The organism is Haliscomenobacter sp., assembly GCF_965225875.1.
Lineage (GTDB): Bacteria > Bacteroidota > Bacteroidia > Chitinophagales > Saprospiraceae > Haliscomenobacter.
The window spans coordinates 827,887-853,355 of record NZ_CBDDBS010000002.1 but is presented as its reverse complement, the minus strand read 5'-3'; the positions used below and the strand labels follow the sequence as shown (position 1 = coordinate 853,355).

17 protein-coding genes and 2 tRNA genes are annotated in these 25,469 nt (G+C 47.0%); 8 read left to right on the top strand and 11 right to left on the bottom strand.

Translation table 11 applies throughout. The features are described from left to right. Positions 1-129: 129 nt before the first annotated feature. Positions 130-996: a sigma-70 family RNA polymerase sigma factor gene (locus tag ACO08K_RS06345; protein WP_421795553.1), complete on the bottom strand. Its 867-nt coding sequence runs from the start codon at positions 994-996 to the stop codon at positions 130-132. Between the two features lie 406 nt (positions 997-1,402). Between ACO08K_RS06345 and ACO08K_RS06340 the strand changes: the two genes are divergently transcribed. Then, positions 1,403-2,365, top strand: coding sequence for a polysaccharide deacetylase family protein (locus ACO08K_RS06340; protein ID WP_421795552.1), 963 nt, complete (start codon positions 1,403-1,405; stop codon positions 2,363-2,365). A 296-nt stretch (positions 2,366-2,661) separates the two neighbouring features. On the opposite strand, the gene ACO08K_RS06335 is transcribed toward ACO08K_RS06340, so the two are convergent. The 5 genes from ACO08K_RS06335 to ACO08K_RS06315 form a co-directional block, all read right to left on the bottom strand. After that, positions 2,662-4,980: a polyribonucleotide nucleotidyltransferase gene (locus tag ACO08K_RS06335; protein WP_421795551.1), complete on the bottom strand. Its 2,319-nt coding sequence runs from the start codon at positions 4,978-4,980 to the stop codon at positions 2,662-2,664. A gap of 236 nt (positions 4,981-5,216) precedes the next feature. Continuing rightward, the gene (gene rpsO, locus ACO08K_RS06330; RefSeq protein ID WP_421795550.1) at positions 5,217-5,492 is read right to left on the bottom strand and encodes a 30S ribosomal protein S15; all 276 of its coding nucleotides are present in this window, start codon (positions 5,490-5,492) and stop codon (positions 5,217-5,219) included. 181 nt (positions 5,493-5,673) lie between these two features. Continuing rightward, entirely contained in the window at positions 5,674-7,788 is a 2,115-nt protein-coding gene (locus tag ACO08K_RS06325) for a glycoside hydrolase family 97 protein (protein WP_421795549.1), read from the bottom strand. A 74-nt stretch (positions 7,789-7,862) separates the two neighbouring features. Continuing rightward, positions 7,863-9,173, bottom strand: coding sequence for a hypothetical protein (locus ACO08K_RS06320; RefSeq protein WP_421795548.1), 1,311 nt, complete (start codon positions 9,171-9,173; stop codon positions 7,863-7,865). Further along, positions 9,166-9,885: a class I SAM-dependent methyltransferase gene (locus ACO08K_RS06315; protein WP_421795547.1), complete on the bottom strand. Its 720-nt coding sequence runs from the start codon at positions 9,883-9,885 to the stop codon at positions 9,166-9,168. Before ACO08K_RS06315 ends, ACO08K_RS06320 begins: the two co-directional genes overlap by 8 nt. A gap of 135 nt (positions 9,886-10,020) precedes the next feature. Between ACO08K_RS06315 and ACO08K_RS06310 the strand changes: the two genes are divergently transcribed. Beyond that, positions 10,021-13,080 (top strand): WD40/YVTN/BNR-like repeat-containing protein, encoded by a 3,060-nt coding sequence (locus ACO08K_RS06310; protein WP_421795546.1) that lies wholly within the window; start codon positions 10,021-10,023, stop codon positions 13,078-13,080. 69 nt (positions 13,081-13,149) lie between these two features. Here ACO08K_RS06310 and ACO08K_RS06305 read toward each other — a convergent pair. Both ACO08K_RS06305 and ACO08K_RS06300 read right to left on the bottom strand, forming a co-directional pair. Then, a tRNA-Glu gene (locus ACO08K_RS06305) sits at positions 13,150-13,221 on the bottom strand. Positions 13,222-13,283: 62 nt separating this feature from the next. Further along, positions 13,284-13,355, bottom strand: a tRNA-Glu gene (locus tag ACO08K_RS06300). A 348-nt stretch (positions 13,356-13,703) separates the two neighbouring features. On the opposite strand from ACO08K_RS06300, the gene gap reads away from it, so the two are divergent. Further along, positions 13,704-14,690: a type I glyceraldehyde-3-phosphate dehydrogenase gene (gene gap, locus ACO08K_RS06295; RefSeq protein WP_320027419.1), complete on the top strand. Its 987-nt coding sequence runs from the start codon at positions 13,704-13,706 to the stop codon at positions 14,688-14,690. Positions 14,691-14,815: 125 nt separating this feature from the next. Beyond that, positions 14,816-16,024, top strand: a complete 1,209-nt coding sequence (locus ACO08K_RS06290; protein ID WP_421795545.1) for a phosphoglycerate kinase — start codon at positions 14,816-14,818, stop codon at positions 16,022-16,024. 35 nt (positions 16,025-16,059) lie between these two features. Here the strand turns inward: ACO08K_RS06290 and ACO08K_RS06285 are convergent, their stop codons facing one another. Beyond that, positions 16,060-16,539 (bottom strand): hypothetical protein, encoded by a 480-nt coding sequence (locus tag ACO08K_RS06285; RefSeq protein WP_421795544.1) that lies wholly within the window; start codon positions 16,537-16,539, stop codon positions 16,060-16,062. A gap of 74 nt (positions 16,540-16,613) precedes the next feature. On the opposite strand from ACO08K_RS06285, the gene ACO08K_RS06280 reads away from it, so the two are divergent. The 4 genes from ACO08K_RS06280 (at position 16,614) to ACO08K_RS06265 (ending at position 22,065) form a co-directional block, all read left to right on the top strand. Then, complete coding sequence (locus ACO08K_RS06280) at positions 16,614-17,792, top strand: glycosyltransferase family 2 protein (RefSeq protein WP_421795543.1); 1,179 nt, start codon at positions 16,614-16,616, stop codon at positions 17,790-17,792. A gap of 40 nt (positions 17,793-17,832) precedes the next feature. After that, entirely contained in the window at positions 17,833-18,777 is a 945-nt protein-coding gene (locus tag ACO08K_RS06275) for a peptidase (RefSeq protein WP_421795542.1), read from the top strand. Further along, on the top strand, positions 18,774-19,937 hold the full coding sequence (locus ACO08K_RS06270; protein WP_421795541.1) for a hypothetical protein: 1,164 nt from the start codon (positions 18,774-18,776) through the stop codon (positions 19,935-19,937). Before ACO08K_RS06275 ends, ACO08K_RS06270 begins: the two co-directional genes overlap by 4 nt. Positions 19,938-20,022: 85 nt before the next feature. Continuing rightward, a complete protein-coding gene (locus tag ACO08K_RS06265) occupies positions 20,023-22,065 on the top strand; it encodes an OPT family oligopeptide transporter (RefSeq protein WP_421795540.1) in 2,043 nt (680 codons plus the stop codon). Positions 22,066-22,170: 105 nt separating this feature from the next. On the opposite strand, the gene ACO08K_RS06260 is transcribed toward ACO08K_RS06265, so the two are convergent. Continuing rightward, a complete protein-coding gene (locus ACO08K_RS06260; RefSeq protein WP_421795539.1) occupies positions 22,171-22,881 on the bottom strand; it encodes a hypothetical protein in 711 nt (236 codons plus the stop codon). Positions 22,882-23,005: 124 nt separating this feature from the next. Beyond that, a complete protein-coding gene (locus ACO08K_RS06255) occupies positions 23,006-25,399 on the bottom strand; it encodes a glycoside hydrolase family 95 protein (RefSeq protein WP_421795538.1) in 2,394 nt (797 codons plus the stop codon). Positions 25,400-25,469: the final 70 nt, after the last annotated feature.

Here is a 25,469-nt window from a genome sequence, read left to right as displayed (position 1 = left end):
TAGAGATGGGGACAAAAGACAGTATTCAGTGGTTCTTCACTTCTAGCCGCACAATCAGTAATTACTGATGCCTCTCGTCCCCTCTGTTACAACAAAAAGGTTGCTGCACAGGGGCAACAACTCACCCAATTAGCCTAAATAAGATCTTAAATTGTTGCGGTTGTATGATTTGCGCAAGCGGCGAATGGCGCGCTCTTTGATTTGGCGTACCCGTTCACGGGTCAAACCATACATCTCACCAATTTCTTCCAGGGTAAGCGGTTTTTGGCCCTCCAGTCCGTAATAAGCTGAAAGGACTTCAACTTCGCGGATGTTGAGGATCGACAAACCTTGTTTCACTTCGTCCTTGAGGGATTGTTCCATCAGGCGGAAGTCGGGGCCCATGTCGTCTTGATCAATGATGACGTCCAACATGGTTGAATCACCTTCTTCGCCACTCAATGGAGCATCCACACTCACGTGGCGGCCGTTTCCTTTGAGCATATTCCCCACTTCTTTGGGGTTCATTTCCAGCAAATCGGCCAGCTCTTCGTTCGTTGGTTCACGTTCGAACTCCTGAATAAAGGCGAGATACGCTTCATTGACTTTATTGTATGAGCCTACTTTATTCAGTGGCAAACGAACAATGCGCGAATATTCTACAATCGCTTGCAGGATGGATTGGCGAATCCACCACACGGCGTAGGAGATGAATTTAAATCCTTTGGTTTCGTCAAAACGTTTGGCGGCTTTCATCAAACCTACGTTGCCTTCGTTGATCAAGTCACTTAGGGAAAGTCCCTGGTTTTGATACTGCTTGGCTACGGACACTACAAAGCGCAAGTTGGCACGGGTCAATTTGGCCATAGCATCGTCGTCGCCTTGTCGAATACGGCGTGCCATTTCTGCTTCGTCATCGGCAGTAAGCATAGGAATCTTACCGATGTCGTTCAGGTATTTGTCGAGGGCCAAACTTTCGCGGGCCGTAATCTTGTTCGTAATTTTTAGCTGACGCATAACTTAGGAAGTTTTGGAATTAAGTTTTAACAATGGGGTTGAATACTTTGGTTAAACAATGAGTGAGGAATGCTTCCGGGTACAACGATAGTGTTGCTCACTTTACATTCTACTCCCTTTATCATACGCTTTCCTCTTAAAAATAGTTTCAAAATTTGAGAAAAACTTGATTTTATGAGGAAAAAATTGCAAATCAGAGTTTTTTTCTATGATCTGCACTTTTTACAGTTATTTAGACGCAAATTGTACGATAAAGGTGTGAGGAAAAGTATAACAAATAAAGAAAGTTACACTCCTATGAGACTAAAATAGCAGGATCACCTACCGAATTGGAGCTTATTTCGACAAAGTGGAAACCTTAGCTGTATGCAATAGAAAAAGTTAGCTTCGTTTTAAATAAAAAACCATGCATCCAATCAAGTACAGGCCTGGAATTTTGCCTTTTTTATGGTTTACTGCTGTTGGTAGCTTGATGTTTTCTTTCCAATCCAATCCTCAACCGGAAAAAGAGGACAGCAAACCCAAAATCTCTTTCACCTTTGACGACGGCTCGATCAATGATTTTGGCGGATACAAACTGGAAACCTGGAACCAACGCTTGCTGGACAACCTGAACAAACACCAACTCAAGGCCATCCTGTTTTCAGCAGGAGCGAATAAATCGACCGAAAAAGGGAAATATGTATTGAGTTCCTGGAACAATGCCGGGCATTTCATTGCCAACCATACCATGTCTCATGTCAATTTCAACAGCAAAACCACCAGCCTCGAAGCCTTTAAATCGGAATTGAGTAGAAACGACGTGATCATCAAACAATACTCGAACTACATACCCTATTTCAGATTCCCCTTTCTTAAAGAGGGTGATACCAAAGAAAAAGTGGAAGGTTTCAGAGCCTTTATGAGCCAAAAAGGCTACAAAAATGGCCACGTTTCTATTGATGCTTCGGATTGGTACATCCATGGCCGATTGGTAAAACGGCTACAAGAAAATCCGAAGGCGGATGTTTCGGGCTTTCGCGAATATTACAAAGACCATTTGTTGAATCGAGCCCAATATTATGACTCTCTGGCTTACCAATTGACCAATCGACGGATTAACCACGTTCTCTTATTGCATCACAACCTCGCTGCAGCTTTATTCCTGGATGACCTGATTCAACATTTTAAGGCCAATGGTTGGGAAGTAATCGATGCGGACAAGGCTTTTGAAGATAAAATTTATCAGGAAGTACCGAATGCCATCCCCGCGGGCGAAAGCCTGATTTGGGCTTTGGCGAAGCAATCGGGTAGATTTGAGAAGGTGTTGAGGTATCCGGCAGAGGATGGGGAGTATGAAAAGGTAAGGATGGATAAGTTGGGGCTTTGAGTCAAGTTTAATTGACTTTAAGCGGTTTAAAATCAATGACTTGTGCGAAAATCTAAAGCCCATCCTCGAAAGTTTTAAACTTTCGAGGATGTCAAGCAAAGCACTGTTTCGTTGCTTAACCTCTCCGAAAGTCTAAAACTTTCGGAGAGGAGTTTCAGATGGTGCATAAGCTCACTAATGATTTGTCAATTCACCTCAAGTCGCTTAAACCTTCAAACCAGAACTACCCCAACAAAAAAAGCCTTCCGCTCATTACAAGCAGAAGGCTTCTTTTTTATTGCTACACAGCATCAGGACTAATCCCGATCCCGGTTGTTGCCCCAATTGCCACGGTCGCCTCCGCGATCGCGATCACCGCCGCCACGACGATCACCGCCACGGTCGCCACCACCACCTCTGCGGTCGCCACCACGGTCGCCGCCGCGATCACCACGGTATTCGCGTCTTTCGCCGCCGCCGCCATTGTCGCCGCCGCCGTTGTCTTCCATTCCTGGAGGTCTGGGCAACAAGGATTTGCGAGACAAGCGCATTTTGCCGGTCTTTTTGTCTACTTCAACCAGTTGGACTTTGATCTCGTCGCCTTCTTTCAGCACATCTTCCACATTGTCGATGCGGGTATGGCTGATTTCGGATACGTGCAAAAGACCACTCTTGCCGTTGAAATCGACAAAAACGCCATAAGGCATTACCGACTTCACCACGCCGCGGAACACGTCACCTACCGTTGGGTTGAAGGTGATGCGGTTGACCCACTCAATGGCTTTGTCGATGGCATCTTTATTGGCTGAAGCGATGGTCACGTGACCTTTGTCGCCTTTTTCTTCGATGTTGATTTGTGTACCAGTTGAAGCCTGGATTTCCTGGATGACTTTACCACCCGGGCCGATTACAGCACCAATGAAGCTCTTGTCGATGATGATTTCCACAATGCGTGGTGCGTGTGGTTTGTAATCTTCACGAGGCGCTTCGATGGTCTTTTTCATCTCGTTGAGGATGTGCAAACGACCTTCGCGAGCCTGATTGAGGGCACGGATCAACAAGTCGTAAGGCAGACCATCAATTTTGATGTCCATTTGGCAACCAGTGATCCCGTTTTCGGTACCGGTCACTTTGAAGTCCATATCGCCCAGTGCATCTTCATCTCCAAGGATGTCGCTCAGGATCGCTACGCGGTCACCTTCCTTGATCATACCCATCGCGATACCGGATACTGGTGCCTTGATTTTTACCCCGGCGTCCATCAGTGCGAGTGTACCTGCACAAACAGTAGCCATAGAAGAAGAACCATTGGATTCCAGAATGTCTGATACAATCCGCACAGTATAAGGCAAATCAGCAGGCATTACTTTGCGCAAGGAGCGCGCTGCCAGGTTGGCGTGACCCACTTCACGACGGCCAGGGCCACGGGAAGGCTTCACTTCACCTACCGAGAAGCCCGGGAAGTTGTAATGCAGGATGAATTTTTCGTGGTACATCTCTTGCGAGTTGTCGATCATCTGCTCGTCCGTCTTGGTGCCCAAGGTCAAAGAGGTCAATGACTGGGTTTCACCACGGGTAAAGATGGCAGATCCGTGGGTAGAAGGCAGATAGTCTACTTCGCACCAGATTGGGCGAATTTCGCTGAGCCCACGACCGTCCAAACGAATGCCATCCAGGATGACTTCACGCACGGTTTTTTTCTTCAGTACGTCGAAATAACGTTTGAAGAAGGGTTTTTTCTCAGGCCAGGCCTCTTCGCCATAAGCTTCGGATAAGGCCGCTTCCGCTTCTTTTTTAACCTCTTCAAATTTCTTTTTGCGGGCATTTTTTTCCGAAGCACTACTGGCTACGGCGCGAATTTTGTCCACAACCAGTTCTTTGAGCTTCGCCAACACTTCTTCGTCTTCGGGAAGTGGTGGTACTTCACGTTTGATCAGCGCTTTGTCGCCTACCAGTTGGGCCAGGGCGATTTGGGCGTGGCACTGTACCTTGATCGCTTCGTGGGCAATGCGCAGGGCATCAATCATGGATTCTTCGTCCATTTCCTTGGCTTCACCTTCAACCATGGTGATGTCTTGCAAAGTAGCTGCTACGATCAAATCGATGTCAGCTCCCTTTAACTCTTCTTTGCCAGGATTGATGACGAATTCGCCGTTGATGCGGGCAACCCGAACCTCAGAGATAGGCCCCTGGAAGGGAATATCCGACACACTCAGCGCAGCTGAAGCAGCGAGTGCTACAAATGCGTCGGGCATTTCGTTTTTCTCCACCGAGATCAAGTTGATAATGATCTGGGTGTCGTTCATGTAGTGATCGGGGAAGAGCGGGCGGATGGCGCGGTCAACCAAACGAGAACACAATATCTCGTAATCGGAAAGTTTGGTTTCCCGACGGAAGAAGTTGCCTGGAATACGACCTGATGAGGCAAATTTTTCTTGATAGTCCACGGATAGTGGAAAAAAATCTTGTCCAGCGCGGGCTTCTTTGTCTGAGGTAGCTACAGCAAAAATCATGGTATTGCCGCAACGTACCACTACCGAGCCGTCGGCTTGGGTAGCTAACTTACCTGTTTCGATGATCACTTCACGACCATCGGGCAAGTTGAAAGACTTCGTGATTGGAATCTGTTGTCCCATAAATTGAAATCGCTTTTTGAATATGTCTTAACCTTCTTGTATCCTATGTGGTTGAAGTGTTGAAGCGTTAAATGCAGGACGGACAAAAAAGTTGAAAAAAAATGAGGAGGAGAGGATTGCTCATCAAAAAAAATTGCTCTTTGACCTCAAAAATCAGTCTGCACAGCATTAATACATACACCTCAAAACAAAGGAAGCGCCCTCGAAAAGAGAACGCTTCCTTGTTCGTGTGGGAATTACTTACGAATACCCAATTGTTCGATCAGTTCGCGATATTTGACAATATCCCTTTTAGCAAGGTATTGCAACAAACGCTTTCTTTTACCAACGAGCATCAACAATGTGCGCCGGCAAGCGTGATCTTTACGGTTTTCGTTCAAGTGCTTGGAAAGCTCCTGAATCCGATAAGTAAAAAGTGCCACCTGGCCCTCGGTAGAGCCAGTGTTTCCGGCGGCTCCGCCATACTGAGTGAAAATCTCAGCCTTCTTCTCTTGAGTTAAATAAACTGCCATTGTATTGGAATTAATACCGTTAGTGATCACAAGAATCAGTTACAGCGCCGCAAAGGTAAGGGTTTTGAAGAAAAGAACAAAAATAATTTTGGAAATAAGCAGCTACTTTTTAAGCTCAGGGGTGATAAAAAAATAAGTGCTCATTTTTCTGAGTACTTATTTTTGCCCCACTACTTATGCCCTATTCCTTTGGAATCAAACTTACCGCTGCACCTCCACCAGCCGCCAACTTTAGCGCCAACACACTTTGATTGCTTACTTCAATGCTGCGAATTTTGTAGGCCGTTGGGTTGTTTTTCCAATGTGCATCCGGCGCATCTTCGTAAATCTTCGCAACATAGGTTTTTCCAGCTGGTAAAAAACTAAGTTTGACGCTTTGGTTGCGGGGCAACTCATCGGTAATGGCACCCAAAAACCAGTTCTCCGAGCCCTTTGCCTTCCGCGCAGTAACGATGTAATCACCAATGGCTGCCGCCAAAATTTTGGTATCATCCCAGTCGACCGCCACATCCTTAATGAATTGAAAAGCATCCAGGTGTTTTTGGTAGTGCTCGGGCAAATCGGCGGCCATTTGAAGCGGAGAATACAAGGTCACATACAAGGCCAATTGTTTGGCCAGGGTGGTGTGCACCTGGTATTCGTTAGGACTGGCTTTGTATTCTGAAAATTTGATGTTAAAAATCCCAGGTGTGTAGTCGATAGGCCCACCCAAGCCACGCGTGAAGGGTAGGATGGTTTCATGTTCTGGTGGATTCCCCTTGCTCCATGCGTTGAATTCATTGCCCCGGGTGGCTTCTGATGCTAGGAAGTTGGGATAAGTACGATGCAATCCCGTAGGCCGCACGGGCTCGTGGGCATCCACCATGATGCGTTTGGCTGCTGCTTTTTCCAGCACCCGGTTGTAATGGTTGATCATCCACTGGCCATCGTGCCACTCACCTTTGGGGATGATGCGCCCGACATAACCCGTCTTGATGGCGTGCAAATCCAGAGATTGTATCAAGTCAAATGCCTTATCTATGTGTTTTTCATACCCGGTAGCCGATCCCGAGGTTTCGTGGTGTACGATAATTGGTGCGCCTTTTTCAAGCGAATACTTGGCCAAACCCGGTAAATCATAATCAGGGTAGGGGGTTTGAAAATCAAAAACATCCTCTTTCCATTTGCCAAACCAGTCTTCCCAGCCAATGTTCCAACCTTCGACCAAAACCCCTTTAAAACCGTGTTCCGAGGCAAAATCAATGTACTTGCGGGTATTTGCAGTAGTGGCCCCATGTTTGCCATGTCCCGCTGTGCCTTGTGCGCTTGATCCATTTTGGGAGCCAGAGAAGTCCCAAGTAGCTTTGTTCAGGTGCATTTCCCACCAAATTCCTACATATTTTACGGGTTTGATCCAGCTTACATCGGTAATTTTGCAAGGCTCATTCAGGTTGAGGATCAATTTGGAAGCCAACAAACCGGGAGCGTCGGGGCTGATCAGGACTACCCGCCAAGGCGTTTGAAAACCAACTGGTACGCTGGCTTTGCGCCACAAATCTTTGCCCGGCACCAAAAACGCTCCAAAGGTTCGGGTGGCATTGTTCACCTTGAGCTGCATGGCCGGGAAATTGACCAAAGCAGCTTCGTGAATGGCCAGGTGTACGCCCGTGGCAGTCCGCATCGCCAAGGGCGTCTGGCAAGCCCGGTAATCGGGAATGAATTGGGTAGAAATGGAAGTTTCGTTTAAGTACTTTTTGCCGTCGATCCCAGAAATGAGGCTCGTAGTGTAAGTGTGTTCGTTGCTGTCCCAATCACCGGGTTGCCACCAGGTGGTGTGGTCGCCGGTCATGGCAAATTCACTGACTTCTTCCATTACACTGAGCTCTCCGCTTTGGCCCACTTTTCCCAGTAAGCCGTAGCGAAAGCCAATGCCATCATCAAAAACCCGGAAAGTGATTTCCAATTGCCCGGTAGCATTTTCGAGCACAACCTTTAGTTCATTGTAGCGGTTGCGGATATTGGCCACCTCTCCCCAAACCGGTTGCCAGGTTTCATCAAACTGGCGGGTATTTTGCTGAACCAATTTAAAACCCTGATTGAGTTGACCACTTTCGAGGTAAAAGCCCAGTTTGGATTTTGCCACAATCGGTTTGCCCCAAAAATCGACTCTGTAGTTGGGTTCCCCTTGAGCAGAGAGTTGAAAATGTAAGGCAATTCTGCCTGATGGTGAGCTTTGGGAATAGCTTGTCCCCTGGGCAAACGCCCATTGCCCTATGCCGCTCAGCAGCATCAGGGCGACTAAGTTTTTAAGTTTCATACATTGTTGTTTGAAACGCTAAACTTAGGGTTAATTGGTGAGCGAAGCAATGATTCGACTGGCCAAAAAGAGTGCTATTTGGCACTGTACCAAAAGGGGATGAAACTTTCGCGTTTTTTGCCCTCATAGCGATACTCTGACCGAATGTAGATTAGATTTTCACCAGATAAGAGCAATGAATCGGGAATGTAGGCCAAAAATCCATACTCATTGGCATTGTGGTGATTGTAGGAGCGAAGTTGATTGGGTACAAATTTCTGACCATTCAACTCAATATGAAAGTATTTTTTGCCTTGTTCTTTAAACTGGGCACGACGCCTGATCAGGTTTTGGCTTTCGTTGAGTGTAGTATCCACTTTATACTTACCATATTTTTCATTCAAAACGACCTCTTCGCGAGTTGGAAGTGGTAAAAACAGCTTTACCCCAACTCCTGTTATTTCTGAACTTGGGATGATCGGGTTTTGAATGAGTTGATCGGTTTTGAGGTGGTCTTCATAATGAACAGAATAGAAGCGGTCTTCTCGGTCAGCATTGCTAAAGTAGTATTGCTGGTTGGTATATATTACATTGCTTTGTAGAAAAACGACGAAAAATACCGGTAAAACCAGTAACAGGTAGCCCACCATGCCTAATGTATATGCTCTTTTTTTGAGGTTGGTGATAAAGGTACTGTTGATGTAAAAAATGGGTTGATGTAAAAAATTGAATATGATTAGGCTACTGCTTTTGACCATCAGGGGATAATGAATTTTTTGTACCCATGCTTTGTCGCGCAATTTTTTTGTATTCAACAGGCCCCCAATTACTCCTGGTATCATTAATGTGGATAAAGTAACCATAAAAATGTTGTTTATGGTAAACTGCGGTAGCAACTGATGAATGCCATAGGCGATGCCTGCCAAAGCCAATACAATTGAGGCAATACTGGTAAAGATCATGGCCACACTGAAGGAAAAAGCAAACATGATGCTACAAGTTCGGTCAACTCTTGCCGCATAACTGCGCAGGTCCCCAAAATCAGCTTTTAGTTGTTTCAAATAATGCCGGCTGTAGTTCTCACTTTCCTCATTGACACCTTGTGGATAAACCGAAGATAGGCCAAGCAATCCTACCCAAATCGAGCGCAGGATAAAATGTAATATAAAATTGATCATCAAGATCGTGATGGCAAAAGTGACGTAGGTGAAAAAGAGGTAAAGAATTCCAAGGATATCGTCACTGAAGTTCAATAAACTGTAATTGACCATTTTAGTGAGCAACCAAGGCAGTTGTAATGAGCCGTAAATGGCGGCTCCGGAGATGATCAACTCTGCTGACCAGCTTTCTTTTTCGAGTTGTTCAAACCAGCTCTGTTGGTTCGAACCGGGTTCTAGGTTATCCATTTTCTTGGGTGCTTTTGCGGAATCGGTATAAGTATTGGGTGCGGTTTTTTTTGTCCTCTTTGACGATCAGGGTTTGGGCTTCAAACACAAATCCACAGCGTTGAACCATCTTTTTTAGAGTTTCTGGGCTGTACATTAGGTGTTGGCAGCCAGGGTGCAGGTCTTTGGCATTCCGGGGTACCAATTCACTGATGTACAAGCGCCCATTGGCATTTAAACTGCGGTAAATATCGCGCAACATCTCATCGGGATGGCTAAATTCATGAAAAGTTTGGAATAAAATCACTTTATCCATCTGCCCGTCAGGCAAACCCGTTTTTTTGACACTTCCCAGGGAAGTACTGATACTATTGCTCAACCGTTGGCCTTTGACGATGGAGTAGTACCGCTGCACATAACTGGCCTGCTGGGCATTGCAACAAGAAGAGTCGATGTCCACCGCATAAAATCTGACCCCTTCGGTAAACAAAGACAATGCGCCTTCCCAGCGGAGCGCTCCCGCACCAATGTCGGCGACTTTTTCGCCCTTTTTTAAATTCAGGCCTTCAATGTGTTTCATCAAATGTACATCCGCTTTGGCATCAGCCAGTGAGGTATGCTGATAAAAGTAACAAGCATTAAAATCCTTGCTCCCGCTCTGGCCTTTTTGGCCACACAACAGCGTTGGGAGCAATAAGACTACAATAAGTAGGTAAATCCGGTATGTTGGCATTGATTCGTCGACGGTGTTTGATGTCTAAACAAAATAGGCAAATAATGGATTAAAAAACTGCTACCTTCATTTAAATTTCATTCGCCAGGGCAAAATTAATGAATTGAGGATATGATCACTCAAAAGCTGCTAAATATGAAGAAGATTACAAGTAAGCTGCTGCTTATCATGGTTTTATTAGGAGTTGTTCAAGCTGTAAGGGGGCAGAACTACATTGACCCTAAACTCCTCACCAACCTTGAATACCGCAGTGTCGGTCCTACCCGTGGAGGGCGGGTTACCAGTGTGGCTGGACACCCCAATACTCCCGGGGTGTTTTTTATGGGATCAACGGGGGGAGGCCTTTGGAAAACCATCGATTACGGCCACAACTGGAACAATGTTTCGGATGGCTTTTTTAACACCCCTTCGATTGGTGCTATCGGCATCGCCCCTTCCAAACCAGACGTGATGTACGTTGGCACTGGTTCTGATGGCCTGCGCAGCAACGTAATCGCGGGCAAAGGAGTGTACAAATCCACCAATGCCGGCCGCAGCTGGGAAAAAGTAGGTTTGGAAAAAACCGGTCACATCGGTGCAGTTGAAGTACACCCAAGCAATCCTGATATCGCCTTTGTCGCCGCCATCGGTAGTGCCTTTGTACCCAATGTGGATCGTGGGGTTTACCGCACCAAAGACGGTGGAAAGACCTGGGAAAAAGTCCTTTTTCTGAGTGATACCATCGGTTTTTCCGACCTGGAATTTCACCCAACCAATCCTCAAATCATCTACGCTGGTGCCTGGCGCGCCCAACGCACCCCTTGGACCATCATCAGTGGAGGCAAAGTGGGAGGGGTGTACAAATCGGAAGATGGCGGAAGTACCTGGAGGCAAGTTACCAAAGGTCTACCAGCTGATTTGATTGGCAAAATTGATTTTGCCGTTTCCCCAGCCGATCCGCAACGGGTCTATGCCTTGATCGAAGCACTACCGGGTGGTGGCTTATACCGTTCCAATGATGCCGGGGAGTCCTGGTCTCTGATTAGCTCCAGCCGTTTTCTGCTCGATCGACCTTTTTATTATTGCAACGTCACTGCCAATCCTTTGAATGCGGATAACGTTTTTGTGAGCGCAACCGGATTTTGGCGTTCCAACAATGGTGGACGCACCTGGACGGCACTCAACACCCCTCACGGTGACGACCACGACTTGTGGATCAACCCCCGGGATACCCTGGAATGGATTGAATCCAATGACGGTGGTGCGAACATTACTCGTGACGGGGGAAAAAACTGGTCGACCCAGCTCAATCAACCTACCGCTGAATTGTATCAGGTTGAAATAGATGATCAGTTTCCCTATTGGTTGTATGCGGGGCAACAAGACAATGGCACTGCCATTACGGTACCCAGTTTGCCACCTTACGATTCACCAGTAGGCCCCATGGGCTATTACCTGCCCGCCGGAGGTTGTGAAACTGGCCCGGCAGTGCCCAAACCTGGCAACCACAACATCGTTTATGCCAACTGTAAAGGTTGCTTCAGTGTATACGACAAACGCAGTGGGCAGGAACGCAACTACTTCATTGGCGCCACCAACATTTATGGCCATAAGCCCAATGACCTCAAGTTCCGCTTTCAACGGGTGACCCCCATCCACGTTTCACCCAACAACCCTAAAGTGGTATATTACGGTTCGCAATATTTGCACCGCACGCTGGACGAAGGGGCGACCTGGGAAACCATTTCGCCCGACCTCACCGCCAATGAACCCGATAAGCAGGTGATTTCGGGTAGCCCGATTACCCGCGACGTAACCGGTGAGGAATATTACAGCACCATTTACGAAATTCGGGAATCCAACAAACTGCCTGGCCTGATTTGGGTAGGTTCCAATGACGGACCCATCCACGTCACGCGCAACAATGGCAAAAGCTGGCAAAATGTGACTCCGGTCGGTATGCCCAAAGGCGGTAGAGTAGATTGTATTGACCCTTCCCCGCACCGCCCCAATAAGGCGTATGCTGCAATCCTCTTGTATCAATTGGGAGACTGGCGGCCTTATTTGTACAAAACCGAAAACTACGGTCAATCCTGGACCTTGATCACCAAGGGGATTCCCGAAGATTACCCGGTGCGTACTGTTCGGGAAGACCCCAGCCGGGAGGGATTGTTGTATGCAGGTACCGAATATGGCATGTTTATTTCTTTTGACGACGGCCAGAATTGGCAACCTTTCCAACAAAATTTGCCCATCACCCCCATTACAGACATCAAAGTACACCAGGGAGATTTGGTTATCTCTACTATGGGGAGAGGGTTCTGGATTTTGGACAACTTGTCGGCACTGCATCAATTGGCCAAACCAAATCTGGCCCAATCAGCTGTCCTCTTCAAACCCCGCGATCAGTACCGCCTGCGTTATTTCCCCAATCGCAAGGGCAGCGAACCTCATTATCCCAGCCCGGGTATCCAGATTGATTATTGGTTAAAAGAGGCACCGCAGAGCGCAATCACTTTGGAGATCCTCAATGCCCAAATGCAAACCATCCGGGCATTTACTTCCCAAAACAACCCAAGGGATACCGTGAAAATACCCAGCAAGGCGGGTATGGCCATGGGCTTTGTGATTGCTGGCTTTAGCGAAGCACTGCGCACTACACCTGGAGTCCAGCGCTTTGTTTGGGACTTACGGCATTTGGGCCCTTGGGATCGCAGTGGAGTTCGTACCAGCCGGGGAGCTCCGATGGCTGCACCTGGACAGTATTTTGTTCGCCTGACGGTAAATGGTGTGGCATCTTTACAAGGCTTCAAGGTGTTGCCTGATCCTCGCCTGATCAATGCGGGGGTGACGAGCAAAGATCTTCAGCAGCAGGAAGCTTTGTCTTTACAGATCATCGAACTGGATAGCCGCAGCCGGATCCTCGGTGCAACCATCACACAGGAACGCGCGAGTGCACAGCAAAAAAGCGATAAGGTGCTTAGTACATTTTACGATGAGCTGTACGGCGAATTGTTTACTGCCGAAGGCCGGTACATGACGCCACGTCTGATTGACCAGATTACCTATTTGCGCGGCATGCTGGATCAAGGTGATCAACGCCCCGGTAAGGATGCCTATGCACGGTATGAAGAATTGAAGAGTTGGTATAACCGCCTGGCCAAACAAGCCGTGGATAAGGTAGGAAACCGCAAGGAATTTAATTTAATCGATTGATATTCGTAGGGGCGGCCCTCTGTGGCCGCCCTAAACGAAAAAAGGCGATCAAAATGATCGCCTTCGTTGCAGCCCGTACGGGAATCGAACCCGTGTTACAGGAATGAAAATCCTGCGTCCTGACCCCTAGACGAACGGGCCATCTAGGTAAATTTTCTTATGAAACTCGGACAAGTGAAAAAAAGTTCCAGCTTGTGGAGAAGTAGCCCGTACGGGATTCGAACCCGTGTTACAGGAATGAAAATCCTGCGTCCTAACCCCTAGACGAACGGGCCATTGGAGGCATCAAACCCTGAAAAAGTGACTTCAATGTTTGTGTGCTTCCCAATTGGGACTGCAAAGATAAATTCGACTTGCTGAATTACACAAGAACTCGAGCAAATTTTTTTTCATTTTTTTCATTTTGCCTATTTTTCAACCAGATTTAAGTAGTGACAAGGGTGAAAATGAGGAAATTGCCGCATGAAAAAAAACTTAAACAAGCACTTGAAAAACGATAATGAATATTTTTTTACCTTTGCGCTGCATTTTTTGCCCTTACCAACCGAATACCTAGCTGAACAAGCGCAAATGAGTGTTCACTATACACCAACTTTTACTCATCAAATCAAACACATCCACTCATGGCAAAAAGAATTGCTATCAACGGATTTGGACGCATTGGCAGAATTACCCTGCGCAATCTATTGAAAATGAGCGACGTTGAAGTCGTTGCCATCAATGACTTGACTGACAACCTAACGCTGGCTCATTTATTTAAGTACGACTCTGCCCAAGGGAAGTTCGATGGCACTGTAAGTGCTGATGATAAATACCTTCACATCAATGGAAAGTCAATTTTGGCTTTGGCAGAAAAAGATCCAACCAAATTGCCTTGGGGCGATCTGAACATTGATGTGGTCATTGAGTCAACTGGTCGTTTCACCACCAAGGATGAAGCTGGATTGCACCTGACTGCTGGTGCCAAAAAAGTAGTTATCTCTGCTCCAGCCAAAGGTGACCTGCCTACCATCGTTTTAGGTGTAAACCAGGACAAAATCAGTGCGGACCACCACATTTATTCCAATGCTTCTTGTACCACCAACTGCCTTGCGCCAATGGTGAAAGTATTGGACGATCTGCTGGGCATTGAGACTGGCTTCATGACCACCATCCACGCATACACTGCTGACCAGCGTTTGCAGGATGCTCCACACTCTGACCTGCGTCGTGCGCGCGCCGCTGCGGTTTCCATTGTGCCAACCAGCACTGGTGCTGCTTCGGCTGTAGGTTTGGTATTGCCACACTTGAAAGGCAAATTGAATGGTAACGCAATGCGTGTACCAACCATTACTGGTTCGGTAACCGACTTTTCTGCAGTGGTAAAAAAGACTGCTACGGTAGAAGAAATCAACGCTGCTTACAAAGCTGCTTCTGAAGGTGCCCTGAAAGGTATCCTGGAATACTGTGTAGACCCAATCGTTTCTGCGGACATCATTGGTAACCCACACTCCTGTATTTTTGACATGGACATGACCATGGTCAGCGGCAATCTGGTTAAAGTTGTAGGCTGGTACGACAACGAAGCAGGGTATTCTGCCCGTTTGGCTGATCTGGCAACACGTATTTAATAAAGGCTCCGAGGTTCCAAGTTTCCGGGTTCCAGCGTTGGGGGCGATCACTTCGGCTTCGCTCAGTGACCGACTACCCTGAAACTTTGGAACCCTGGAATCCTGGAACCTTCGAACCTTTAACCATGCAGAACATCAACTTCTCCAATAAAAAGGCATTGGTACGGGTGGACTTCAACGTGCCACTTGACAAAAAGACCTTCGCCATCACGGACGATACCCGCATTCGGGCGGCAATTCCTACCATCAAATACATTTTGGACCAAGGTGGCTCAGCGATCCTAATGTCGCATTTGGGTCGTCCTGATGAAAAACTGCTCCCCGATGGCTCCATCGATGTGGCGCGTTTTACCATGAAGCATACGGTAGCCCATACTGCTGAATTGTTGGGGGCACCTGTATTGTTTTGTGAAGAGTTCGTCGGCCCCAAGGCTGCGGCCATGGCTGCGGCCCTACAACCCGGGCAAGTGTTGATTTTGGAAAATACCCGTTTCCTCAAAGGAGAGGGCAAAGGAGACGTAGAACTGGCTAAAACACTGGCTTCTTATGGCGACGTGTACATCAACGACGCCTTTGGTTCCGCCCACCGGGCACATGCTTCCACCACCACGGTTGCTCAGTTTTTTAGCCCTGAAAACAAAGGCTTTGGCTTTTTGATGAAAGCCGAATTGGACAATGCCGACCGGGTATTGAACAACCCAGACCGCCCACTTACTGCGATTGTTGGCGGTGCAAAAGTGTCTGATAAAATCCTGCTCTTGGATCGGATGCTCGATTATGTAGACAACCTCATCGTTGGTGGAGGTATGGCTTATACTTTTGTCAAGGCACAAGGTGGCCAAATTGGCAATTCCTTGTGTGAAGATGATCGTCTCGAATTGGCCAACCAACTCATCGCCAAAGCAAAGGCCAAAGGGGTGAAATTACTTTTACCTGAAGATTCATTGGTTGCGGATGCTTTTAGCAACGATGCCAATCGAAAGGTAGTTGCCAGCAATGCCGTAGAACCCGGTTGGATGGGTTTAGACGTAGGCGAAAAAGCTTGTGCTGAATTTAGCGCAACCATTCTGAATTCCAAAACCCTGCTTTGGAATGGCCCAATGGGGGTTTTTGAATTTGAAAACTTTGCCAAAGGCACCAAAACCATTGCTGAGTCTGTAGCCAAGGCTACTGCAAATGGCGCCTTCTCTCTGGTTGGTGGGGGTGACTCCGTTGCGGCAGTGAATCAAATGGGTTTGGCCGATGAGGTCAGCTATGTATCTACTGGCGGTGGCGCTATGTTGGAACTGCTCGAAGGCAAGGTTTTGCCTGGGGTGAAAGCGATAAAGGAGTAAAATTGAGGCCTCGTTTGCCAAGCGTAGCCGAGGCCTCAACTTGTTCCCAATAAAATCCGCAATGCGTATACCGAGAATCCCGCACATACCACCATGGGAATGCCGAACAACAATAGATTGAGTTGGCTTGGATTGGCATTTACGATCCGCAACATGATGCACATGCAGGGAAGGGCTATGATAAAAGCCCTAAACTTGTTCCACTCATCAATAGAGATTCCTTGTAAAGTATATTGCTGAACTTGAGGTGGTAAGAAGACGAAAAGCAATACAACTGCAACAATTACAGTCAAAACACCCAGGGCAGTTTGTCGGTCATGAGATGAGGATGGGATTTTCCAAACGATATACAAGGCAACGAGTGGCACCAAAATATACCATTCTAGGCCCTCCACTTTTTGAGCCATGAGCAATGCACCCAAGGCTGAACTAAGCAAAACAACAAAGTAGGCTAAGTTGGCTGGGCTAAGCTGTACGCCACGAGCCAAAGAGGTGTTTGTAAATAGGAAGTACATGTGCGTTCATTTAGGGTACAACAAAGCTAAGATTTTATGCTTACCTTGGTCAAGATGAATTAATTTTTTATATTATGCTTGAATTGTTTTTTTGGCTAAATATTCTGATCGTCGCCTATACCTATTTGGGATATGGGCTCATTTTGCTGATACTCAATTTATTATTTTTTAAAAAGAAGCAATCCACAAAAACAGAGAACCCCGAAGTAAGCATCTTGATCGCCGCTTACAACGAAGAAGACTGGATTGTTGAAAAAATCAACAACACCCTGTCCCTGGATTATCCCGCCGAATTATTGAAAGTGATTGTAATTACAGATGGCTCTACAGATGGAACGTTTCAAAAAGCTAAAAGTTGCTCTGTTCCGGCTGGAATAAGCTTTGAGGTCTACCATCAACCTGAACGAAAAGGAAAATTGGCAGCGATAGAACGCATCATGCCTCTAGTAAAAACCCCTGTGACCATTTTTACTGATGCCAATACAACACTCAATCTTCAGGCTATCCGGCAACTGGTTTGTCATTACAACAACCCAAAAATTGGGGCAGTAGCTGGAGAAAAACGGGTCAGCAGTGCTAACAAAGACGAAGCCAGCAGTGCCGGGGAAGGCATTTATTGGAAATACGAAAGCCTCCTCAAACGTTGGGATGCCAATTTGTATTCGGCAGTAGGGGCTGCCGGAGAGTTGTTTTCCATTCGCACCGCCCTCTACGAAAGTATCCCAGCAGATACCTTGATCGAGGATTTTTACCTCACCATGACCGTGCTGCGCAAAGGTTACCGGATTGCCTATGCTGCTGATGCCTACGCTTCGGAAGGAGCATCTGCTTCGGTAGGGGAGGAGCTTAAACGAAAAATTCGCATTGCAGCAGGTGGCATACAAGCCTCCTGGCGTTTGCGAGACTTATTGAATCCGTTTCGTTACGGTGTGTTTAGTTGGCAATTTTTATCACACAAAGTATTGCGCTGGACCTTGGCACCCCTGGCTTTGCCCATCGTATTTTTATTGAACCTCTTGCTGGCTTTTTCGATGAAGCCCTGGTACATCAGCTTGTTTATCTTACAAATCCTGTTCTATCTATTGGCTTTATTGGGCTGGATTTTTGAAAAAAAACAAATCAAAATCAAGGCTTTTTTCATCCCTTACTATTTCTGTGTGATGAATTTTTCGGTTTTTATGGGCTTCGCCCGTTTGTTGAAGAATCAACAAACAGTATTGTGGGAAAAAGCGGAGCGCAAGCGGAACCAATAAGCACACTTGCCAGTTTTACGGTCACAAAATCCAGCAAGCCATGATTCACGGGACCTTAAAGAACTTGCCAACAGAAGACATTTGTATTCATTTGAGCATCGATAACCACGCCAAGCAATACCTGTGCGAATGTGGCAGTGCCAGCCTCTTGGGAAAAAAGGATTGTTTGAACCTGGCGGCCATTTTTATCAGCCATACCCATATCGATCATTTTGTCAATTTTGATACCGTTCTTCGGCACCAACTTGGGAGTGGCATGCAGGTAACCCTTTGCGGCCCGAAAGGAATCGCCAAACAGCTTCAGGCCAAATTCCGCGCCTACAACTGGAACCTGATCGCTGAAAACGAACTGCAATACGAAATTCGGGAAATTCAAAACGAGCGCTGCATCAAAATTTATCAAGTAAGTCCTCCAAAATGGAACTTGCAAGTGATTGCTGACTTAGAAGGGCCAGTGCTGTACCAAAATGAGGCAGTGGAGGTTCGGTTTACCATCCTGGATCACGGCACTCCTTCCGTTGCTTATTCCTTTCAAGAGCCCGATGCTGTAAATTTTTTGCAAAACGAATCACCATTCGCGCCCGGTCCCTGGGTTAAAATGGCCAAGGCTGCTTTTTTGGCCAATACCCCTGAGATGTCGATCAACATTCAGGGACAAAATTACCCGGCAGCTGAATTATTTCCCTATTTTCGACTCAAAACCGGGTATCACCTGGGGGTAGTGATGGATCATCTGGCTTCTGAGGCCAACCATGAGAAAATCATGAAGACCTTTCAAAATGCTGATCAGGTCTTTATTGAAACCTATTACCTCAACGAGGACAAAGAACTGGCTTTGCAAAACCGGCACAGTTATGCACAGGCTTCAGCAGAAGTCCTACGCAAGGCAGGAGTGAAAAATGCCACACCGGTTCATTTTTCAAGGCGTTATACGGAGGAGGAAATTCAGGTTATTCAACATCAATTCAAAGTGGCTTTTGGATGAAAAAAATCGCCCTGCTTGAATTACAGGAACATCAGGAGGTATTGTATGGCTTGATTGACCTACTCCTGATACAAGCAGTCGAAATTTATGTTTGTGCACCCGCCTACATGCATGAGCAGCTGAAACCTGAATGGCTGGAAAATGAGCAGCTGCATTGGACCAATAAATTACCGGAAGAAAACATTCCCCAATTTATCCGGCGAGTAAAAAACCAATTGGAAGTAGTCGACCTGATTGTATTCACTACCTTGGTTAATCATTTTGCCTTTTTTGCCCAACAAAGTTTTACTCCGCCAACTGTTTTACTCATCCACAAAGGCAACGCTTTTTTTGCGCCTCAATCCAACTTGAGCATTCGAAATCTTAAAGATGTTTTGCGATTTTTGCGCAGCCTTTGGCGAAGAGAGGATTTTTTCAGAAAAAAGTTATTGAAAAAAAACACCTATTTGAGTTTTACCGATCCACTGATTGAAGCCTACATGCTGCCTTTGGTGCCAGCTTTCGCCCAACTTATGCCAGCTTTGCCTTTTACCTATTTCACCCCAACTTTACCCCAATTGAACACTCCCATCCAAATCATAGTGCCAGGAACTGTATCGGCATTGACCCGCGATTTTGACCTGCTTTTTGCCGCCTTACAAAAAGCCGATACCCGATTGAATACATCCATAACCCTGACTTTTTTAGGCAATGCAAGTGGCCCACGGGCCGTGCTGCTTTTTGATTTAGCCCAAAATAATCACTTCCAAAACATCAATATCCAGACTTTTAGCGAAATGTTGCCCGAGCAGGAATACCAAAAAAAGCTACAAACTGCCGATTTTTTGCTCTTGCCCTTGAAGGAACAAATTCAATTTGGCACAACCCGGGAGTGGTACGGAAAAACCAGCATTAGTGGCGGAGTCAACGATATGCTGCGTTTTGGAAAACCAACCCTGCTACCCGCTTTTTATCCACTTGACCCGGCCTTACAAAGTCTATCTGAGCGTTTCCTCAATGCTGAAAATTTAGCCGATTTATTGCTCAAATGGGTAAATGAACGCTACTACCTCTCCCTTGCCGGGCAGGCCCCCGTACTTCTTACCACCTATACCAAAGCCCAACGCAGCCATACTTTGATGGAAATACTTAAACCCGCACTTAATTTTATTAAAAAATGATATTATCTTTTCCACCGAAAAGACCAAATCCAATTTGGTTAACAATCTAGTTGGGTATAAACACCTTAGTCCTAACCATTAACTCATGGAGAACCATAGCCACGATCAAATCAAGCCGTACATTCCGGCTGAAGTGACCAATGTCAAAGAATTTACCGTACGTGCCATTGTTTTGGGCGCAGTTTTTGGGATTATTTTTGGTGCCGCCACTGTTTACCTGGCCCTCAAAGCAGGTTTGACGGTTTCAGCCTCTATTCCGATTGCGGTGTTGGCCATATCCTTAGGCCGACGCTTTTTGGGCACTACCATTTTAGAAAACAACATCATTCAAACCACTGGATCAGCGGGGGAATCGATTGCGGCCGGGGTAGTCTTTACCATTCCTGCCTTTTTGTTTTTGTCTGATCCTGCAGTAGGTGATCAATATTTCAAATACACCACCATTTTCACCTTGGCTGTATTTGGGGGCGTTTTGGGCACCTTGATGATGATCCCACTGCGACGATCCCTCATTGTGAAAGAACACCACAACTTGCCATACCCGGAAGGAACCGCCTGCGCTTCGGTGCTGATTGCGGGCGAGAAGGGAGGCGATTTTGCCAAAACGGCTTATCAGGGTTTAGGGGTAGCATTTTTATACGCGCTACTTCAAAAGGTCTTCCATGTCATTGCTGAAACGCCGGCTTGGGTGACCAAAGCGACCCACAAATACTTTCCAGCGGCTACCGTCAATGGTGAAATTACCCCGGAATACATGGGGGTAGGTTACATCATCGGCCCAAAAATTGCTGGTGTATTGGTTGCGGGTGGTGTATTGGCTTGGCTGGGTTTGATCCCATTATTGGCAACCTTAGTACCTACTGAAATCATTGCTGCGCAATTGGTTAAACTAGGTTACCTCTCCGATCTTGCTTCAGCGGGTGGTCCAGGTGCCTGGGACCCTGCGACTAAAACCTTTGGTAATATCGCCGCCGCCATTTACCGGGCTTATGTACGCCAAATTGGGGCGGGTGCGGTAGCCGCGGGTGGTTTTATCACTTTGCTCAAAACCATTCCTACCATTGCAGCTTCATTCAGCGAGAGCATAGAGTCTTTCAAAAATCGTTCCGCATCAGCAAGTCGCGCACGCACCGAGCAGGATTTGTCAATTGCTGTAGTGGGTATTGGTAGCCTTGCCCTGGTTATCCTGATGCTGATTTTGCCACAAATTCCTGGTAATTCTTTTGGTGGGAAATTGCTGATTGGCCTACTGGTGATCGTTTTTGGGTTTTTCTTTGTGACCGTCTCCAGCCGAATTGTAGGCTTGATTGGCACCAGTTCCAACCCGGTTTCGGGTATGACCATTGCTACCTTGATGGGTACAGCGCTGATTTTTATCGGCTTCGGCATGACGGGTAAAACTTTCGAACCAATGGTTTTGGTTGTAGGAAGTATGATCTGTATTGCTGCTGCCAATGCCGGGGCAACTTCGCAAGATCTAAAAACGGGTTACATCATTGGGGCGACGCCAAAATACCAGCAGATTGCCCTGTTTGTGGGTGCTATCGTTTCGTCGATTGCCATTGGAGCTACTCTGCAAATCCTGGATACACCTTCACCGGAACAGGTTTCTCAGGGCATCCAGCATGCCATTGGCAGTGACAAATACCCTGCACCACAAGGTACCTTGATGGCTACTTTGATCAAAGGTTTGTTGAGCTTTAACCTCGATTGGCAGTTTGTATTGGTCGGAGCTTTTTTATCGATTACAATTGAACTGTGCGGCGTAAAATCACTCTCTTTTGCCGTAGGTGCTTATTTGCCTTTGTCTACTACACTCCCGATTTGGGTTGGTGGGGTCATCCGTGGCATCGCTGACAATGCAGCCAAGAAAAAAGGCAAAGCGGTAGAAGAGGAAGACTTGAGCAAAGGAAACTTGTTTGCAACTGGCCTGGTTGCAGGCGGGGCTCTGATGGGGGTAATTGTAGCGATCTTGTCGGTCAATGAGGGCATCGCTGCAAACATTGCCAAACTTAATCTGGAGCCCATGCTGCACGGTGCTTTAGGAGAAGGTGGCTTCCAAATCCTGGGGGTATTGTTCTTCGCCGCAATGGGCCTGATTTTGTACCGGATTTCCAGGAAGGATTAACATAAAACAGCAAAATAGTGCTTTGCTCGACCGCCCCGAAAGTCTGAAACTTTCGGGGCGGGATTTTAGATCATACAAATCCTCACTAATTGTCTGGTAATCAATCTACCACAAGGCTATTACTCGACGATAAAAAAGCCAGGCTCCCAATAGGGTAATGCTTGGAACCAGCAATGGTATTTGAAAACTTTGCAGACCAAAATGGACCACAGCAATAATGAACAACACCGTTGCCAGGTGCCCAAAATAGCTGGTTTGAACTCTAAAAGATTGCATCAAACACCCAATCACAACTGCGATTCCTATCAATAAAACCAAGATACGCAGGAATAAGTCGAAGCTTGGAGCCGCTGAGTAAAACAACAAACCTGCTCCCATTCCCATTAGCCCAATATAGAGCCACCTGTAGAACGCATTAAAATCGGGCGCGCAGTCAAACCCTTTGGCAGGAGGGCGACTATTGGCGATGATGCGGCGATTGTAGGTAATGATTTGGTACAAACAAAAGATAAAGGCACGGAATAAACGCATCCGGAACAAAGGCCTAAAGATGGGAATAGCCTCACCTAGGATGAAAAACAGCGCTTCTTTCCCATAAAGGGTTTCACCTGTAACACGGTCATAAAGGGGAATTTCATGGCGTGCCCGGTCAATATCAATCCGTCCAATCAATTCTGTAGGCGCTTCGGCAAAACCGACCCGGTTTTCAGGGCGCAGCCACCCCGCACGGACAAATCCGCTGGTATAGGCTTTACAAAGCGGGCAGACATCGTCATAAATAATGACCTTTGAATCCAGGTTTTTTGAATGTTCCATATCCTTTGGGTTTGAGAAGCTTTAGAGCTGTTTTACAGCTCTAAAGGCCTCTTCGATGGTAACCCAAAGGTATGCCATTGTTTTTGAAAATTCAATACTTTCAATAATAATTGAAAATAAAAAATCACCACACCAACACTTTACTTCCTTTTGCTGCCAGGCGCACATCCTGGCTTTTCCCATTATAAACCACCTTTGTCTGTCCACCTCTTGGTGAACTGATCTCGGTTTTGCTCAATTTTCCATTGACCCAGGTCAAGTTCAATACAAACCCGCCGCGTGCGCATACACCGCGCACCGATCCGTTGGCCCAAGCGTCGGGCAAGGCGGGCAAGAGGGTAATTTCGTTGCTGCGCGACTGCACCAACATCTCCAATACTGCCGCGGTGCCCCCAAAATTGCCGTCGATCTGGAAAGGAGGGTGAGCGTCCATCAGGTTGGGGTAGGCACCACCACCGCCATTGTAACGCGTATCAGGGGTAGGGCTGACGTAGCGCATCAGCTCCCGGTACATTTTGTAGGTGCGGTTGCCGTCGCGCAGACGGGCCCACAGATTGGTGCGCCAACCTTTGGACCAACCAGTGGTTTCATCACCTTTTACCTCCAGGGTTTGTTTACAGGCAGCCGCCAGTTCCGGCGTTTGGTCCACGCTGATGTGGTGACCGGGATACAAACCAAAAAGGTGGGATTGGTGGCGGTGTTTGGGGTCTTCATCGGCCCAATCGTGGTACCATTCCTGCAAGTGCCCTTTTTTGCTGATTTGATAAGGGTACAATTTGCCCAGCGCAGTACTTAGCTTTTGCTGATAATCGGCATCCAGGTTGAGGGTTTTGGCTGCGGCAATGGTTTGGGCAAAAAGCTCACGGATCATCCCCAAATCGGCCGTAGCTCCGTAAAGTGTAGCACCTTTGTATCCGGTAGTGGTGATAAAAATGTTTTCGGGCGAGGTGGAAGGGGAGGTAACCAGGTTGCCTTTTCCGTCATCTACCAAAATATCCAAACAAAACTGGGATGCGCCTTTGAGTAATCCATAACCATAGTTTTTCAGCCATATGGTGTCGCGGGAATAATCAAAGTGTTCCCACAAGTGGGTCGCCAGCCAGGCTCCGCCCATGTTCCAGTTGGCCCAACTGGGTGAACCTTCTCCAAAATGCCCTACCGGATTGCTCATCGCCCAAATGTCCGTATTGTGGGCAGCACACCAACCACCTGCATTGTAGAAGGTTTTGGCGGTGACGGCACCCGTTTTGGCCAGGTTGCCCAAAAAGCCCAGGAGTGGCTGATGCAACTCTGAAAGATTGCAAGACTCCGCAGGCCAATAGTTCATCTCAGTATTAATATTTATGGTGTAATTGCTGCTCCAGGGTGGGCGAATCTGGTGATTCCAGATGCCTTGCAAATTGGCGGGTACATTGGGCGTACGCGAACTGGCAATCAGGAGATAGCGGCCAAAATTGAAGTATAATATTTCCAGATCGGGGTCTTTGGCGCCTTCGGCAAAACGTTTCAACCGTTCATCTGTAGGCAAACTGGCATTGCTGCTGCGACCCGCCAATTGTAGTGCTACCCGATTAAAAAAGCTTTGATGGTCTTTAATATGTGCAGCTCGAAGGTTGGCGTAGCTGATTTTTTCGGCTTTTTTTAGCCAGTCATTGGCCAGGGCTACTTCATTTTTGCCATTGGTAGCCGGATTTTGGTCAAAACCATTAAAACTGGTTGCAATGGAAACCATGATGACGGCTTCCCGACCGCCCTGAATCCCGATGGTGCTGTCGGTTCGGACTACCTTTCCATCCGCTGCGATGATTTTAGCCAAAGTCAAAAAGCGCATGCTTTTTTGGGGGTCATACTGCAACGGATTATCGGAGCGCCGATAGTTGGGTTCGGCATGAGAAGGCGCTTTTCCACTGGCGCTAAATACATTGGCTTCGGTTTTGACCTGATTGGGCAACAGACTATTGAAACGGAGCTTAAAACTTAGTTTACCAGTCTGGCTTGCGCTCAATTTGATCAGCATCACCTGCTGGGGGTAGGAAATGAAATACTCACGGGTATAAGTGACACCAGCTTGCTGGTAAGTGGTACTCGATATGGCCGTGCTGAGGTCTAATTGCCTGCGGTAATTGCTTGTTTCTGCCCCATGGCCCATCTCAATGTACATGGTGCCTAAAGGAGCGTAAGACTCGGAGTATTTCCCTTGCAAGTGCCTCCGATTGAGGCTATCCGCCAATCGATAGTTTTCTTGCCGTAAGGCTTCACGTACTGCCGGTAAGTGTTTGTAGGCTTCGGCATTCATGTAGGGATCTACCGGGCTTCCAGCCCAAAGCGTGGCTTCATTGAGGAAAATTTTATCAGATTGAACACCTCCATGCACGGTAGCTCCTATGCGGCCATTTCCTAACACCAATGCTTCTTCAAAATGATTTGCAGCTTGGGAGTAGTACATCGTGCGGTCGGGCGCTTGTGCCCAGATGATTGCTGGAACCATTACCCACAGCAAGAGTAAATAATTTTTCATATAAAGAATGGTTTGCGAAATGAAATTGGATGATGCCAAATGTAGTAATTTCACCTAAGTCCTGGGTTTT